19 protein-coding genes are annotated in these 15,838 nt (G+C 41.1%); 16 read left to right on the forward strand and 3 right to left on the reverse strand.

Annotated features, from left to right (window positions below; all coding sequences use genetic code 11):
- Positions 1-522 precede the first annotated feature (522 nt).
- The 4 genes from C9J40_RS17770 to C9J40_RS17785 all read left to right on the forward strand — a co-directional run bounded on the left by C9J40_RS17770 (position 523) and on the right by C9J40_RS17785 (position 3,656).
- A complete protein-coding gene (locus C9J40_RS17770) occupies positions 523-930 on the forward strand; it encodes a NirD/YgiW/YdeI family stress tolerance protein (RefSeq protein WP_146144072.1) in 408 nt (135 codons plus the stop codon).
- Positions 931-1,004: 74 nt separating this feature from the next.
- Positions 1,005-1,646: an AcfA family outer membrane beta-barrel protein gene (locus C9J40_RS17775; protein WP_107247560.1), complete on the forward strand. Its 642-nt coding sequence runs from the start codon at positions 1,005-1,007 to the stop codon at positions 1,644-1,646.
- A 136-nt stretch (positions 1,647-1,782) separates the two neighbouring features.
- On the forward strand, positions 1,783-2,466 hold the full coding sequence (locus C9J40_RS17780) for a response regulator transcription factor (protein ID WP_107208631.1): 684 nt from the start codon (positions 1,783-1,785) through the stop codon (positions 2,464-2,466).
- Positions 2,463-3,656, forward strand: coding sequence for a cell wall metabolism sensor histidine kinase WalK (locus C9J40_RS17785; protein WP_199188121.1), 1,194 nt, complete (start codon positions 2,463-2,465; stop codon positions 3,654-3,656). Before C9J40_RS17780 ends, C9J40_RS17785 begins: the two co-directional genes overlap by 4 nt.
- 217 nt (positions 3,657-3,873) lie before the next feature.
- On the opposite strand, the gene C9J40_RS17790 is transcribed toward C9J40_RS17785, so the two are convergent.
- The gene (locus tag C9J40_RS17790; RefSeq protein WP_107247561.1) at positions 3,874-4,281 is read right to left on the reverse strand and encodes a hypothetical protein; all 408 of its coding nucleotides are present in this window, start codon (positions 4,279-4,281) and stop codon (positions 3,874-3,876) included.
- Between the two features lie 166 nt (positions 4,282-4,447).
- Positions 4,448-4,939 carry a hypothetical protein gene (locus C9J40_RS17795; protein WP_107247562.1) on the reverse strand — a complete coding sequence of 164 codons (492 nt, stop codon included), beginning with the start codon at positions 4,937-4,939 and terminating at the stop codon, positions 4,448-4,450.
- Between the two features lie 151 nt (positions 4,940-5,090).
- Here C9J40_RS17795 and C9J40_RS22285 point away from each other — a divergent pair, with 151 nt between their 5' ends.
- Positions 5,091-5,264, forward strand: a complete 174-nt coding sequence (locus C9J40_RS22285) for a hypothetical protein (protein WP_233217788.1) — start codon at positions 5,091-5,093, stop codon at positions 5,262-5,264.
- Between the two features lie 119 nt (positions 5,265-5,383).
- Here C9J40_RS22285 and C9J40_RS17805 read toward each other — a convergent pair whose 3' ends face one another.
- Positions 5,384-5,698: a helix-turn-helix transcriptional regulator gene (locus C9J40_RS17805; protein WP_107208628.1), complete on the reverse strand. Its 315-nt coding sequence runs from the start codon at positions 5,696-5,698 to the stop codon at positions 5,384-5,386.
- Positions 5,699-6,609: 911 nt separating this feature from the next.
- Here C9J40_RS17805 and phnC point away from each other — a divergent pair.
- The 11 genes from phnC to phnM all read left to right on the forward strand — a co-directional run bounded on the left by phnC (position 6,610) and on the right by phnM (position 15,831).
- Positions 6,610-7,443, forward strand: a complete 834-nt coding sequence (phnC, locus tag C9J40_RS17810; RefSeq protein ID WP_107247563.1) for a phosphonate ABC transporter ATP-binding protein — start codon at positions 6,610-6,612, stop codon at positions 7,441-7,443.
- Between the two features lie 19 nt (positions 7,444-7,462).
- A complete protein-coding gene (phnD, locus tag C9J40_RS17815) occupies positions 7,463-8,458 on the forward strand; it encodes a phosphonate ABC transporter substrate-binding protein (RefSeq protein ID WP_107247564.1) in 996 nt (331 codons plus the stop codon).
- A 69-nt stretch (positions 8,459-8,527) separates the two neighbouring features.
- Positions 8,528-9,316, forward strand: coding sequence for a phosphonate ABC transporter, permease protein PhnE (phnE, locus tag C9J40_RS17820; RefSeq protein WP_199187051.1), 789 nt, complete (start codon positions 8,528-8,530; stop codon positions 9,314-9,316).
- A gap of 52 nt (positions 9,317-9,368) precedes the next feature.
- Entirely contained in the window at positions 9,369-10,064 is a 696-nt protein-coding gene (phnF, locus tag C9J40_RS17825; protein WP_107247565.1) for a phosphonate metabolism transcriptional regulator PhnF, read from the forward strand.
- Positions 10,065-10,517, forward strand: coding sequence for a phosphonate C-P lyase system protein PhnG (gene phnG / locus C9J40_RS17830; RefSeq protein WP_107247566.1), 453 nt, complete (start codon positions 10,065-10,067; stop codon positions 10,515-10,517). It begins immediately after the preceding gene.
- A complete protein-coding gene (gene phnH / locus C9J40_RS17835) occupies positions 10,514-11,131 on the forward strand; it encodes a phosphonate C-P lyase system protein PhnH (RefSeq protein WP_107247567.1) in 618 nt (205 codons plus the stop codon). Before phnG ends, phnH begins: the two co-directional genes overlap by 4 nt.
- Positions 11,116-12,249 carry a carbon-phosphorus lyase complex subunit PhnI gene (locus C9J40_RS17840; RefSeq protein WP_107247568.1) on the forward strand — a complete coding sequence of 378 codons (1,134 nt, stop codon included), beginning with the start codon at positions 11,116-11,118 and terminating at the stop codon, positions 12,247-12,249. The genes phnH and C9J40_RS17840 overlap by 16 nt, the downstream gene beginning before the upstream one ends.
- Positions 12,239-13,117, forward strand: a complete 879-nt coding sequence (locus tag C9J40_RS17845) for an alpha-D-ribose 1-methylphosphonate 5-phosphate C-P-lyase PhnJ (protein ID WP_005363794.1) — start codon at positions 12,239-12,241, stop codon at positions 13,115-13,117. The genes C9J40_RS17840 and C9J40_RS17845 overlap by 11 nt, the downstream gene beginning before the upstream one ends.
- Entirely contained in the window at positions 13,117-13,941 is an 825-nt protein-coding gene (gene phnK, locus C9J40_RS17850; RefSeq protein WP_107247569.1) for a phosphonate C-P lyase system protein PhnK, read from the forward strand. The genes C9J40_RS17845 and phnK overlap by 1 nt, the downstream gene beginning before the upstream one ends.
- Positions 13,942-13,946: 5 nt before the next feature.
- Positions 13,947-14,681 carry a phosphonate C-P lyase system protein PhnL gene (gene phnL, locus C9J40_RS17855; protein ID WP_107247570.1) on the forward strand — a complete coding sequence of 245 codons (735 nt, stop codon included), beginning with the start codon at positions 13,947-13,949 and terminating at the stop codon, positions 14,679-14,681.
- Positions 14,682-14,694: 13 nt separating this feature from the next.
- Entirely contained in the window at positions 14,695-15,831 is a 1,137-nt protein-coding gene (phnM, locus tag C9J40_RS17860; RefSeq protein ID WP_107247571.1) for an alpha-D-ribose 1-methylphosphonate 5-triphosphate diphosphatase, read from the forward strand.
- Positions 15,832-15,838: the final 7 nt, after the last annotated feature.

Genomic DNA, 15,838 nt, shown 5'->3' on the forward strand with positions numbered 1-15,838 from the left:
ATATATTATTGGTTATTACAGCCAATTACGACCACATCAATATAATGGCGGATTAACACCGAATGAATCAGAACGATTATATTGGTTAACCTCTAAAACCGTGGCTAGTATTTGTTGACCACTACAAACATTAACTATTGACGCTAAAGTCTCTTACTATATAAGTGTTAATGTATTGGTTTAAATTCAACATTCTACTTCCACAGATGTGTACCTCATCCCCAAATTCGATACTCGCTACTTGACCTGCACAGTTAAGAGAGTGCTGGCATGACGATGAATGAGCCACTTTCTTTATAATGACAAGACAGTTTCTCCTCTAATCGAATCGTCGTTATCCATTCCTTAAGTCTTTTTAAAACATTATCCGCTAGATAAGCAACAACTCCTGATTAGTCAAAACATTCTTTACCTTGTGTACGGTGCTATTGCGAACCTTACAAAAATGTAAAGTTCATGACAGGTTGGTGTATAGAACCTTATGTATTCTTTCAGCATCAAAACAAACATAAGGTTTTCAACATGTCTATTAAACGTATTTCTTTATTCCTTTTACCAGCAGCATTGTTATCAACATCAGTTTTAGCTGAAATGCCAACTCAAGGTTTTATACCGTCAATGGCAGTACAAACTCAACAACAAGGATTTACTGGACCAAGTTACGGCTTAAACACAGTGAAGGCTGTGCTTGATGCTGGCATGTTCAGTGATGATACACCGGTGGCACTGACAGGAAATATTACCCGCTCTTTAGGTGGTGAGCATTACACATTTACTGATGGTACTGGCTCTGTCACGATTGAGATTGATCATGACAAGTGGTTCGGCATCCAAGTTACACCGGAAACGAAAATAACGATCTCTGGCGAAATTGATAAAGAATTTAATCATACTGCTATTGATGTAGATTATATTCGAATTGCGAGTTAATACGCTCTAGATATCACGATAATTTCACAATTGTTGAAATAGTATAATCTCCTCATTAGTTACAGATAGATAAAATGAAAAAGTCAGTATTGCTTTCGTTAGCCCTCCTAAGTGGTAGTGCAGTGGCTTCGCCTTATATGGGTTTGGAATATGGTGCAGCATCAGTAAAACACGATTACCAAACACACTTTCTCGCTGATAATAAAACGGTTGTAGCTAGTGATTCTAGCTCTGTGTTCGGTGGTTTTATTGGCTATAAAACAGAAAACAATTATGGTCTTGAACTTAGCTATAAACAGTTTGATTTAGACGGGGATAGCAGTCAGTTACTTCTGTCTGATAAACCTGGATTTATTTTAGAGCGCGAGTGGGAGTCGGATTTATCGGTTAAACAAATTAGCCTAAAGCCTGTGATGTTTTACTCATTATCTGAAAACATACAGCTTAAAGGCGGTCTTGGTTTAACGTATAGCCATTATAAATACACCTCATCATCTCATGATGAATATGAGCACGTATTAAATGATGACATTGAGATAAATCTACCTCGCTCTGGTGGTGAGAATAAAAAAGACAGTGCGTTAGGTATTGTTGCAAGTGTTGGCGTTGATTATAACCTTTACCGAAATATTCACATTGGTGCGGCAATGGAATACTATGTAGATAGCATCGCGAATGGTGGCAATATTACGGTAAATACGTCGTACTTTTTCTGAGTATAAGCCTACCTCTAAAATAATTGCAGTGAGCGATGTTGTTAAAGCGCTCACTGCTTTTCTGTATTGATCTAGTTCATTTATTTTTATTGGACAGCACGTTTAGTGAGTCTGATTATATTACCGAGCGATTATTATGCGTATCTTGCTTGTTGAAGACGATATCAGTTTAAGCCGTTATGTTGAGAAAGGCCTCCAAGAAGCCGGACATAATATTTTATGTGTTGATGATGGGAGACATGCATTATCGATATGTCTCACGGAACAATTTGATATCGCGATTGTAGATCGAATGTTGCCAGGCTTAGATGGACTCGCGCTTGTTAAGGCATTACGAGCATCAAAAATAACCATGCCCGTATTATTTTTAACCTCGCTGGGGGGGATAGATGATCGCGTTGATGGATTAGAGGCAGGAGGCGATGATTATTTAACTAAGCCATTTGCTTTTTCAGAGTTATTGGCACGCTTGTCTGCGTTATCTCGTCGTTCACATCAGTTGCTAGAAAAAGCCACTAACGAATTGCACTATGCTGATGTTTCACTGAATTTATTTGATCATACCGCATGTCGCCAAGGGCAAAACTTACAGTTACAGCAGAAAGAGTTTCGTATTTTGGAGCTTTTTCTTCGTCATCCAGGCCGTGTGATCACACGAACTATGTTACTTGAGCATGTATGGGGATTGTATTTTGAGCCTCAGACCAGTGTAGTAGAAACACATATCAGTCGCTTGCGTAATAAATTAGAAAAACCGTTTGGCGATCAGTTGATCCATACCGTACGTGGGGCGGGTTACAAATTAGAGTGCAAAAAATGAGAAGCGCAATACTGCCGTTAATGGTCGAACGCATAAAGACATTTTGCGCTTCGCATCCTTGGTTACGTCATTCTGCGATTCAACAAGGAGTAATGTTTGTTACCGTCTCTATAGTGAGCTTGCTACTGATATCAAGTATCACGATTTCGTATGTTGATTATCATTTAGATGAATTAAATGACGAGATTGAGCAAAACATTGAAGCCTTTATGTATGGAATGACAACTGAAATAGACAAAGAACCTATTGATGAAGATGATGTTATCGATGTTTTAGTCACAGGCTTTACCTTATCTGGGATACTCGTTGTGCTACTGAGTGGCGTAATCGTCACTTACATGAGTAAACGTAACCAAGAAAAAATTGATCGTATTGAACATGTGCTAAAAATGGCATCAGAAGGCAATTTATCGGCAAGAACCACCGTTTCTCGGCAAGATAATGATCTGGATCGTATCAGTTATTCGGTGGATGAAATGCTCTCTCACTTACAAAGTGTTGTGGCGGCAATGAGCGATATTTCTGCCAATATTGCTCATGAATTGAAAACACCTATCACACGTTTGCAGTATCATTTACTGACTCTCGATGAAATGCTGGTTCAACAAAATACAGTTGATAGCCATCATTTATCTGAGCAGTTAGCATTAGCTGTCAAAGAATCTACTCGTTTAGCTGATATTTTTGATGCGCTATTGCGGATTTCACAAATTGAGTCAGGTCAACGTCGTCAACGATTTGAAACTGTAGATATTGTTGATGTAGTCAATATTATTGCGGATATCTATGTCGATGTAGCAGATGATGCAGGGATGGTCTTAAACGTTCATACGCCAAAGTCTCCGCTTGTTATTCAGGGTGATCGTGAATTGTTGATCCAGCAACTGGCTAATTTGGTGGAAAACGCATTGCGTTATTGCCCTAAAGGAAGTGAGCTTTCTCTGATTTGCCGACAAGAAAATGAATCCGTGATGATCGCGATGAAAGATAATGGCCCTGGTATTCCTGAATGCGAAAAAGAGCGAGTGTTTGAACGATTATACCGGATCAATAAAGCACGAAATGATGGTGGTTTAGGCATAGGGTTATCTTTAGTTAAAGCGGTAGCTGAATTACATAAAGGTGACGTAAAACTTTATGACTGTCATCCTGGGCTCGGTGTTGATATTCATTACCCTAAAGAAGAGTAATTTCCATTCACTGTATGATATTCAAAAAGGCCGATAAATATCGGTCTTTTTTGTATCAAACATTTAGGCTAGGTATAAAGATGATTAAAAATCAGAAATAAAGATGTAATTTTTCACATTCTTTTTAATTATTTTATCACTAAGTATAAATAGCCGTATTTTATGTATCATATAAATAATTTTAAACCTGATTAAATTTGTATTTGCCATTATTCAGTTATTGATGCTCTGTACCTTTAGGTATGTTAGGCTCTTGATAGTCTCCCCTAATATCAGCAGACACTATTTTAGCGCTCCACTTATTGTTAATCTGCTTTGCTATAATAGCGAATTGAGCATATGTGGTACCGAATGAATTGTACTCTAGAGGGACATCCATGCCGTCGATATGAAGTGTTCCTCTGATATACCTCAGCAGGCAATCTCCTCTGTCATAAGGGTAGTCCTCCTGCTTTAACGACTGAGGACCTAACTTATCAATATAATTAGGCCTACATACAACTTGATAAAAAGTAAGTTCATCAATAGTACCTCGTGTACTGTTTAAAACTATATATTTTGGATAGGCGAAGGATGGAACTGAAAATAGTAAAAAAGGAAGTATAGCTAAAAGAAGTTTTTTCATCACGTAGTATCCTTAACATCGATTATAGAATAAGTGACACGCGCTATGTATTTGTAAAAAAGTATATCTCTCAAGTGATCTGGTCGCTTATAAGTACATATATAAAGCCGCCAAAGAGCGGCTTTTTATTTTCCATTTGTCGTTATTTAGTTATTGAGGATTACCCTTACACCGAGGGAGTATCATCATATTTCGGGGTATCATCATATTGAGGATTATCATCATATTGAGGGGTATCATCATATTGAGGATTACCATCATATTGAGGGGTATCATCACTATTGTTATAGTTACCCAAAATATCGGCGGATACTATTTTTGCTGTTACCTTATTATCAACACGCTTCGATACAATAACGAATTGGCCATATGACGTACCTGATGAATGATATTCCAATGGTATATCTTCGCCATCAATGTGAAGTATTCCTTGGATACTCTTAAGCAGGCAAGCTCCCCTGCCATCAGAATCAGGCGTTAATGACCAGGGTGTTAGATTATCAATATAGTGCTCACCACAAAAAAGTCCGCTCATTTGTTTAAAGATAAGGTAGTCAACAGTACCTGAAGTACTGTTTAAAACCGTATATTTTGTATAGGCGAAAGATGGAGCTGAAAATAGTAAAAAAGGAAGTATGGCTAAAAGGAGTTTTTTCATCACGTAGTATCCTTAACATCAATTCTAGAATAAGTGACACGCGCTATATATGCGCAAAAGACATACTATGTGTTCGGTAAATAAGTGACCGATCAAAATGACTCATTGTTGCGAATGTGAGACAGCCAATATTAGGTTTTTGAACCAATCTATGTTTTTTGTTGATATAGCCAAAGCGATGGGTATCGACACGGCAGCAATGACACAAGAGCAAGCAGTGAATGTAGCCCTTGAAGTCATTGATGTGCTATCTGAAAAGGTAGGGAGGAAACAACGCCTAGCAGATTTGGGTGTAACTGAAGACAAGCTAGCGTTCATGGCGTAAACGATGCGTGTTGTTTGGCCACCCCATACAAAGTGAGCTTCGAGGAAATCGCAGAAATCTTTAAAGCATGGATGTCATTAGCAATACCCTCCCAAAAGGTTGCTATCTCCTAGGCTTTTTTATTCCGGTTGAGCCGTCGCCTCTTCAGTCCTGTCAGTGGAAAGCGTCACATAGCGTTGTTGCAGCTCCGCCAGTAACTCCAAGGTGTCAAACTCATCTAAAGAAGGACGATCACCAGCAAAGAACATAATGCTTTTATTAAACATCTTTGATAATTCTAAAAGTGTATCTAAGCGTGGTTGTGTTCGACCATTCTCTAAGTCTAAGTAGGTTTGTCTTGCTATCTTAAGGTGTTTTGCAGCATCGACTTGGGTCATGCCATGCTCTTCACGGGCTTGTTTTAGCCGGTGGTGAAAGATTAGGAGCTCATTCATTCTTTTATTCTTCTAAATTTAAAACGCCAAGATTGTATAGATAAACGATAAGTTGAAAAATAGGTGAAAGTGATTTTTGTGTCATTCAAAGTGAGTTTGGAAGGGGGGGCACTAATCAGAATGTAAAAGTTTCATGTTTAATCGACTGATTATGATTTTTCTTTGTAATCATCTATCGCGATTTGATTTTGACTCGTTTTTGAGGTAGAGAGTAGCCTGTTCATACCTTGAGTAGGTTGTTGCTTACTCAAGGCTTTCGGAAAATGATTTAAGAAAAACGCAGTGGTATTGGATTAACGTTTCTGATTTTCTGCAATTTAACGCTTTTATCTTTTATCTTTTATCTTTATTTCTTTCTTCAAAAAATGCTCTAAAGTCGAATTTAGTACAATTTCCATTATCATTGCTCATTAGTGCAGGGTTACTCACGAGAACACAATGCTCATTATCGCTTACTGAGTCTTTTTCACTATGGCTACTGCAACCCATTAACACCAATATTAATGTGGTTAGCGTTATTACTTTTTTCAATTCAGACGCCTTACTTTAGATATTGCTTATTATAATAGAAATATGATCAACCTTATGATTATATAGAACTTAAATTCAAGATAATACCTAAAAGGTATATTTTGTTTGTGGGTTAAATACGATGAAATCTAAAGGCTATTTTATTTTCTACTATATATAGCCGCGCTATTGATTCATTTATTAACTTTTCATTAAGGCGTTATCTAGACAAGTTAGTGCTCTCGTCTAGATAATCTCTCTGCTCCTTTATTCTGCTTGAATCTTACCTGCTATACCTTTTTTGAATGTGCTTTTCTGCCACATTCCTGAAATGTTTTTTTTATAAAAGCGACACAAAAAATTGCCACGCTATGAGCATTATTTAACTAGGACTCAATAGCATGGATAACATTATTGAAGTCAAAGCGTTGACAAAAACGTTTGGAAATAAAAAAGCTTTAGATGGGATCGATTTCAGTATTCATCATAAAGAAATGACGGCGCTCTTAGGCCCTTCGGGATCGGGTAAATCAACATTAATGCGCCATTTAAGTGGCTTAGTCTATGGCGATAAAGATCAAAACAGTGAGATCCGTGTTTTAGGTGAAGTGGTCCAAGCGCATGGTCGTGCAACGGTTGATATTCGACAAAGACGCGCCCAAGCGGGGTACATTTTTCAACAATTCAACCTTGTTAATCGCCTCACTGTCCTAACTAACGTATTAATTGGTGCCATGAGCCATACACCGTTGTGGCGTACTTTAAGTGGTCGATTCAGTGTAGAGCAAAAACAGCAAGCGTTAGCTGCTTTAGAGCGAGTTGGGATGAGTGATTCTGCCTATCAACGTGTTTCGACTCTTTCTGGTGGGCAGCAACAACGTGTAGCCATCGCTCGTGCCTTGATGCAAAAAGCGAAGATCATTTTCTCTGATGAACCCATTGCTTCATTAGATCCAGAGTCTTCTCGTATTGTGATGGAATTACTGACAGACATTAACCAGCGGGAAGGGATTCCTGTGGTTGTTACTTTGCACCAAGTCGAGCATGCCCTTAAATATTGTAAACATGTCATCGCATTAAAAGAAGGCAAAGTCTTTTATCAAGGTGAAAGCGCAAGCATCAGCCAACAAGAGCTTGAACAGCTCTATAGCTATCAACCCAAAGTCAATATTGATGAGAGTGAACCTCTACCATTCGCGTCAATAGAAACCCATTCCACCCCTTTACTACGTTAACACACAAAGGATATTGAAGATGTTACGAGCACTAAAGACGATGGTTTGTAGTCTTGGACTACTTACAGCTGCAACAGCGATCCCCGTTTCTGCTGAAGAGCAATTGGAATCGCTTAATTTCGGTATTATTTCGACTGAATCACAGCAAAATCTCAAAACAGTGTGGGACCCGTTCCTAAAAGATATGAGTGATAAGCTGGGCATGGAAGTGAAAGCGTATTTTGCGCCAGATTATGCAGGCATTATTCAAGGTATGCGTTTCGATAAAGTTGATGTCGCTTGGTTTGGTAACAAATCAGCGATGGAAGCGGTTGACCGAGCTGGGGGCGAGGTTTTCGCGCAAACGGTAGACTCCGAAGGTAATCCTGGTTACTGGAGTTTATTGATCACCCATAAAGACAGCCCAATTAACAGTGTTGAAGACATGATTTCTCAGCGTTCGGAGCTCGCGTTTGGTAATGGCGATCCCAATTCAACATCAGGTTTTCTTGTACCGTCATACTATGTTTTTGCAAAAAATAACATTCAACCGTCAGAGTTTAAGCGCACGTTGAATTCTAGTCATGAAGTGAATCTCTTTGCTGTTGCAAATCAGCAAGTGGATGTAGCGACGAATAATACCGAAAGCATGCGCCGTTTCGAGCTTACCAATCCAGAAAAGTTTGCCAATATCAAAGTGATTTGGCAGTCACCACTGATTCCATCCGATCCTATTGTGTGGCGTAAAAATCTCCCTGATTCAGCAAAAAATGAAATTTACAGTTTTTTCATGGATTACGGTACTTCTGGTGATGAGAAAGAGCTAGCCGTTCTAAAAGAACTCGGTTGGGCTCCTTTTAAACCATCGAGTGACTTACAGCTGCTACCCATTCGCCAGCTAGCGCTCTTTAAACAGTTAAATAGCTTGAATAAACAAACAAGTTTAACCAAAGAGCAAGCGTCAAAATTAGAATCAGCGAAGAGTAAGCTTGCTGTTCTAAACCGCCAAATGAGTGCTCTTGAAGCAATGGAATAGCATCGTATGGGCTGGAGGCGCGAGTTTTCCAGCCCTTTGCTGCCACACAGTTTTTAATGGATAGATGCAATGAGCCGTTCAACTCAAAATATCCCAATGGGTCCCACTTCTCAATGGAAGCGCTTTGCAATCATGTTATTGGTTGCGTTTGTTCTTGCTTGGTCTTGGCAAGGTGCAGAAATGAATCCAGTTCAATTAATAAAAGATTCTGGAAACATGATTGAGCTAGGGGCGGATTTTTTCCCGCCAGATTTTACTTACTGGAAACTTTACCTCGAAGAGACCTTGATAACGATACAAATTGCATTGTGGGGGACGATATTAGCCGTCGTTATTTCTATCCCATTTGGATTGATGTGCTCAGAAAATATAGCCCCTTGGTGGATATATCAGCCAATGCGCCGCTTGATGGATTCTGCTCGAGCCATCAATGAAATGGTATTTGCAATGCTATTTGTTGTTGCTGTTGGGTTAGGACCTTTTGCCGGCGTACTTGCGTTATTTGTACATACCACAGGGGTACTTGCAAAACTGTTTTCTGAAGCGGTCGAAGCGATTGATATTGGCCCAGTAGAAGGCGTTCGTGCGACAGGAGCCAATAAAATTGAAGAGATTTTATATGGTGTTCTTCCTCAAGTATTACCGCTTTGGATTTCTTTTACGTTATATCGACTTGAGTCGAACGTTCGTTCGGCCACTGTGGTAGGCATGGTGGGTGCTGGTGGTATAGGGGTTCTGTTATGGGAAGCGATAAGAGGTTTTCAGTTCCAACAGACCGCTTGCATTATGTTGATCGTCATTGTCACTGTGAGTTTGATTGATTTTGCCTCACAACATATCCGAAAAATGTTTATTTAATATTTTTCATAACTTGTCTAGATAAGTCACCCGTGATGCTGAGAGATTGATGATGAGAGTGTATTTGAATATTGCGAAACACTTAGAAGAGGATGTTCGCCGCTATTTTCAAGCCGGTGACTATTTACCATCAGAATCAGTACTTGCTAAACGGTTTAATGTAAATCGTCATACCGTGCGTCGTGCGATAGATGAGCTGGTGTTTAATGGGATGATCGAACGCCAACAAGGACGAGGCAATATGGTTGTTAGCCAACCATTCGAGTACCCATTACATGCCGGGGCGCATTTTACTGATAATTTGTTGGAGCAGGGCAGTTTACCAACGAGTCGAGTGATCGAACGAGGTTTAACTCGCGCCAATGACAAGGTGGCTGCTCTCTTTGGTGTCTTACCTGAGTCATCGATTATTAAACTCACCACATTAAGAAAAATTGATGGTGTACCAGCCAGTGTGATTGACCATTACCTCTCTGATGTGAACTGGTGGCCTGCTGTAAAACATTTTGAAGTGGGATCGCTTCATCACTATTTGAGAGACAAACTAGACGTTCAACTGACGAGACGTTCGACGCGGTTGAGGGCCGTTATGCCCACCAAAACGGATTGTCGTCTACTACAACTTCCTAGCAAAACGCCAGTTATGGCATTTAAAACCACCAATGCCTTAAAGGGCACTGATCGGATCGTGGAATTTTTATCTTCACATACGCGATCGGATTTGGTTGAAATTGTTTTGGAGCACTAAATGGAAACGGAACAAAGAACGCAACGACAAAAGTGGATGGCTGTGTTAGCTCGATGCGATCATCGTGCCTTAGCTAACGGTTGGCAACAACTTGGTTTAGATCCGAGTTATCACTTTGTTCGAGAACCTGAGATTGGTCTAGCCCAAGTTCGCGCAAGAATGGGTTCAACAGGGAGCCAGTTTAATATCGGTGACGTTACGATGACGCGAACAGTGATCCAACTTGATAGTGGAGAGCTAGGGTATAGCTACATCACAGGTCGTGATAAATCTCACTCTGAGATAGCGGCTGTGATTGATGCCCTAATGCAAACATCGATGCAAAGCGATCTCCATCATCGGCTCATTAACCCGTTAAATGCCGACATTGCGAAGCAAGAACAGTATCGGGCTCAACAGGTTTCCGCCAGCAAGGTGGACTTTTTCACCATGGTGAGAGGAGAAGATGAATGAGCCAGCTAGTAAAAGGATTTGATTGTCCTGTTCATGACGCTCAGCAGACTTTTCGTTTATTAATGGACGTAATGGCTAAACCTGGTCTCGTGGTTGAATTACCAAGTGATGTTCGCTTTGGTGGTGTTAGCAAAGCCGCAACACAGTTAATGCTTACTCTGGTGGATAACTCGACGCAAGTATTTATGTCTTCGCACTATTTAAATGATCCGTCTTTCATTGAGAATGTCCGTTTTCATTGTGCCGCTTCTTTAACACAAATAAGAGAGCACGCCGATTTCGGGTTGTTAGCAGGTAACGAAATAACAACGTTAAACGGTTTTTCTAAAGGCGAAGAGAATTATCCAGACAAAAGCGCCTCCCTCATTATAGAAGTGGACTCGTTACAATCTGGTATTGAGCTGTCGCTGACAGGCCCCGGTATTCAAGGAAAAAACACGGCCTATATCAATGGATTATCAAGCGAATTACTTGCAGCGGTATTGAATGGGCGAGGGGTATTTCCGCATGGCGTGGATCTTTATTTAACAACTGGTCGCCAAGTTATGGCGCTACCTAGAACAACGCAAATTCGATTAAATAATAAAGAGGATACGCTATGTATGTTGCTGTAAAAGGTGGGGAAAAAGCCATTGCCGCCGCACATCGGCTTCAAGAGAAAAAACGTCGCGGTCCAACCTCTCAACAACCTCTTGAGGTCGCTCAGATAGCTGAACAGTTAGCTGGCGCAACAGACAGAGTGATGACAGAAGGCAGTGTTTACGATAAAGAGTTGGCAGCTCTTGCCATTAAACAGGCCGGAGGCGATTTAATTGAGGCGATATTTTTACTTCGAGCTTATCGCACAACACTGCCAAGATTTGCTGTTACTGAGCCGTTACAAACGGAAAGTATGCGTATTGAGCGTCGAATTTCAGCGGCTTATAAAGATCTCCCTGGGGGGCAGATACTGGGGCCAACTTACGATTATACCCACCGTTTACTTGATTTCACGCTACTGGCAGAAGGCGGTGAACAGGCGCATATCTGTAGCGAAAGTGATGATAGAGAACAGCCGCTGAATAACACTGAAATACCAGCGTTAAGCCCACAAGTCCTGCAGATTTTAGAGAAACTAGAGCTGGCAGTACAAGAGTCAGATAACGGGGAATTACCTGAAGATATAACCGTAACCCCACCTGCTTATCCTGCTAATCGAAGCGCAAGATTACAACAATTATCACGATGTGATGAAGGGTTTTTACTTGCGCTGGGGTATTCGACACAACGCGGTTATGGACGCAATCATCCTTTCGCAGGTGAGATCCGTTCAGGCCAAGTGACATTAGAAATTATTCCTGAAGAATTAGGCTTTGCTGTCGAAATTGGCGATATCGAATTGACAGAGTGTCAAATGATAAACGCATTTACAGGGAGTAAGACTGAAAAAGCCAAATTTACCCGAGGGTATGGAATTAGCTTTGGCTTTTCAGAACGCAAAGCGATGTCGATGGCACTTGTTGATCGTTCACTACAACATAAAGAGTACGATGAAAAGCCACAAGGCCCCGCTCAGGACGAAGAATTTGTTCTGTCACATGGCGATAATGTTGAAGCCTCCGGTTTTGTTAGCCATTTGAAACTTCCTCACTATGTTGATTTTCAATCTGAGCTTGAATTGATTCGAAAACTACAAAAAGAGTATGACGAGCAACAGAGTGAAATTATCAAAGAGGGCCTTCATGATGTTTGATTCAAACCAAACCGGTGGCTACAACTATGGCTACTTAGATGAGCAGACGAAAAGGATGATACGTCGAGCACTGCTAAAAGCGATTGCGATACCGGGTTATCAAGTTCCGTTTGGTGGCCGAGAAATGCCGATGCCTTATGGCTGGGGTACGGGAGGTATTCAAATCACAGCGGCGATAATCGGACAGCAAGATGTGCTTAAAGTGATTGATCAGGGCGCAGACGATACGACCAATGCCGTTTCTATTCGTCAGTTTTTTAAAAAAGTAGCAGCGGTTAAAACGACCGAAAAAACCAGTGATGCGAGCTTGATTCAAACACGTCATCGCATTCCTGAGAAACCGTTGAATGAAGGGCAGATATTGATTTATCAAGTTCCTATTCCTGAGCCATTACGTTTTATCGAGCCACGTGAAACAGAAACACGGAAAATGCATGAATTGGAAGAATATGGTGTGATGCATGTAAAACTGTATGAAGACATTGCACGATATGGCCATATTTCAACGTCTTACGCTTACCCTGTTGAAGTGAATGGTCGATATATTACTGATCCTTCTCCGATCCCCAAGTTCGATAATCCTAAAATGCATCAAATGCCTGCTCTACAACTGTTTGGGGCTGGCCGAGAAAAACGGATTTATGCCATTCCACCTTATACCGATGTGAAAAGTCTCGATTTTGATGACTACCCTTTTGAAATTCAGCAATGGGATGAACCCTGCAGTATTTGTGGCTCGACGGACAGCTTCTTAGACGAAGTCGTAACCGACGATCAAGGAGGGAGAATGTTTGTCTGTTCAGATACAGATTATTGCCGTGAACAACAAGCGCTGCAAAAGAGTAAGGAGACGACATTGTGTCTTTAATGGATGTTGAAAAGAGTCGGAATGAGACGGTTGTGAATCAAACCTGTGATGAATTACAACCTCTGCTTAAAGTGACGCAGCTGACGAAATTGTATCAAGCTGAGAAAGGCTGCCAAGAGATCGATTTTGAACTTTGGCCAGGTGAAGTATTGGGGATCGTTGGGGAATCAGGCTCGGGGAAAAGTACCTTACTCCGCGTTCTATCAGGCCGTGAAGTACCTGATAGTGGCGATGTTCAGTATCAAATTGACACTAATCATAGTGTTAGCCTGTTTGGTTTGTCTGAAAGTGAACGTCGTCGTTTGTTGCGCACAGAGTGGGGCGTGGTACATCAGCATCCAATGGACGGTCTTCGTTCTAGAGTGTCTGCTGGTGGCAATATTGGCGAGCGTTTAATGGCCGTTGGTAACAGACATTACGGGGATATTAGAGCACAAGCGATTGATTGGCTTGGGCAAGTTGAAATCCCCTTAGACCGAATTGATGATATGCCTATTACGTTCTCTGGCGGTATGCAACAACGGTTACAAATAGCACGAAATTTAGTGACGCATCCAAAGTTGGTATTTATGGATGAACCAACCGGTGGACTAGATGTATCGGTACAAGCCCGACTTCTTGATTTAATTAGAAATCTAGTTGTTGATTTAGGGTTGTCTGTCGTCATTGTAACGCATGATCTTGCCGTTGCTCGTTTGCTTGCTCATCGATTAATCGTGATGAAAGAAAGCCGCATTGTTGAAACGGGGTTAACGGATCAAGTGTTAGATGATCCACAGCATCCTTACACGCAATTACTCGTTTCATCGGTATTACAAGGATAAGAAGCATGATGAATACTCACAATAACAAAGTAATGCTTCGGGTTGAAAACATCAGCAAAACGTTCGTATTGCACAATCAAAGTAGCGCGCGAATATCTGTTCTTGATAACAGCAGTTTTCAGGTAGAAAGTGGTGAATGTGTGGTGTTACTTGGGCATTCAGGCTCAGGTAAAAGTACACTTCTTAGAGCACTCTACGCCAATTATTTAGTCGATGCTGGGCACATTCTTGTTCGCAAAAATCGAAATAATAATGACTGGGTAGATCTCGCCAATACGACACCTAAATCGATTCTTGAGGTAAGAAAGCATACCGTAGGTTGGGTGAGTCAATTTTTACGGGTTATTCCTCGTATCAGTGCATTAGATGTGGTCAGCCAGCCTTTGATTGATTTAGGTGTCGATAAAGATGAGGCGCGTGAAAAAGCACAAATCCTCCTTCGTCGGTTAAATGTACCGGAAGCACTTTGGCGCCTTGCTCCAGCGACGTTTTCTGGCGGAGAGCAGCAACGCGTTAATATCGCACGAGGGTTTATTGTTGAATCGCCTATTCTCTTACTTGATGAACCTACCGCGTCATTGGACGAGAAAAACTGCCAAGTTGTCGTCGAGTTAATTTCAGAGGCTAAGCATCGTGGTGCCGCGATTGTTGGTATTTTCCATGATGAGTCAGTTCGTAAACGCGTAGCAGATAAGATTTACGATATGTCCACAGCACAATTGAGTGAAATTGATCATTAAAAAGGAAGTCATGATGATTATTACCAATGTACAACTGGTATTGGAAAATGAAGTTATTAATGGTTCGATTGAAATCAAGGATGGTTTGATTCGAGCAATGTCGGATTCAAGCAGCCAGCGACCAGAAGCAATTAATGCAAATCAAAGTTTTTTAATGCCGGGCCTGATTGAGCTTCATACCGATAATTTAGAAAAATACTTTACCCCAAGACCGAAAGTCAATTGGCCTGCATTGTCAGCAATGGCAGCGCATGATGCTCAGTTAATTGGCTCTGGTATTACGACTGTTTTAGATGCGATTGCGGTTGGTGATGTCCGTGATGGAGGACATCGACAGGAAAACCTCGACAAAATGATTGATACCATCATCGAAAGTGGAAAGTTGGGGTTAAATAGGGCCGAGCATTTTGTGCATATACGATGTGAGTTACCGTATTCAGCGACAGTGGAATTGGCAGAAAAATATCTCGACTTAGAACAGATCCACATGGTGTCGTTGATGGATCATTCTCCCGGCCAACGTCAGTTTGTCAATATCAACAAATACAATGAATACTACCAAGGTAAATACAACCTAAGTGATCAGCAAATGGCAGAGTTTGAGCAATATCAGCGAGCTCAGTCTCTACAGTGGTCAGGTACTAATCGAAAAGCGATAGCCAAATTGTGTCGTGAAAAACACATACCTTTAGCAAGTCATGATGATGCAACGTCGTTACATGTCGAAGAATCACATTCACTAGGAATGGTATTAGCTGAGTTTCCGACGACGATTGAAGCCGCTCAACGTTCACATGAGCTTGGATTAAAAGTGATGATGGGAGCACCAAACGTTGTACGTGGCGGCTCGCACTCAGGAAATATTGCGGCACATGAATTAGCAACACTGGGTGTATTGGATGCGCTGTCGTCTGATTACTTTCCTAGCAGTTTGCTTGATGCTGTTTTTAAGTTAGCAAGCGATGAACGTAACGCGCTTGATTTAGCATCAGCGACGCGCCTAGCAACGGCTAATCCAGCGGCGGCACTCAACTTGACGGATAGAGGGACTATAAAAGAAGGGTTGAGAGCTGACTTAATGCTTGTTGGTCGTAAAGCCAATCAAGCCGTGATTGAACAAGTATGGCGCCAAGGCAATCGGGTTTTCTAGAGGAGAA

The sequence above is a fragment of the Photobacterium sp. GB-72 genome (assembly GCF_003026095.1).
Classification (GTDB): domain Bacteria; phylum Pseudomonadota; class Gammaproteobacteria; order Enterobacterales; family Vibrionaceae; genus Photobacterium.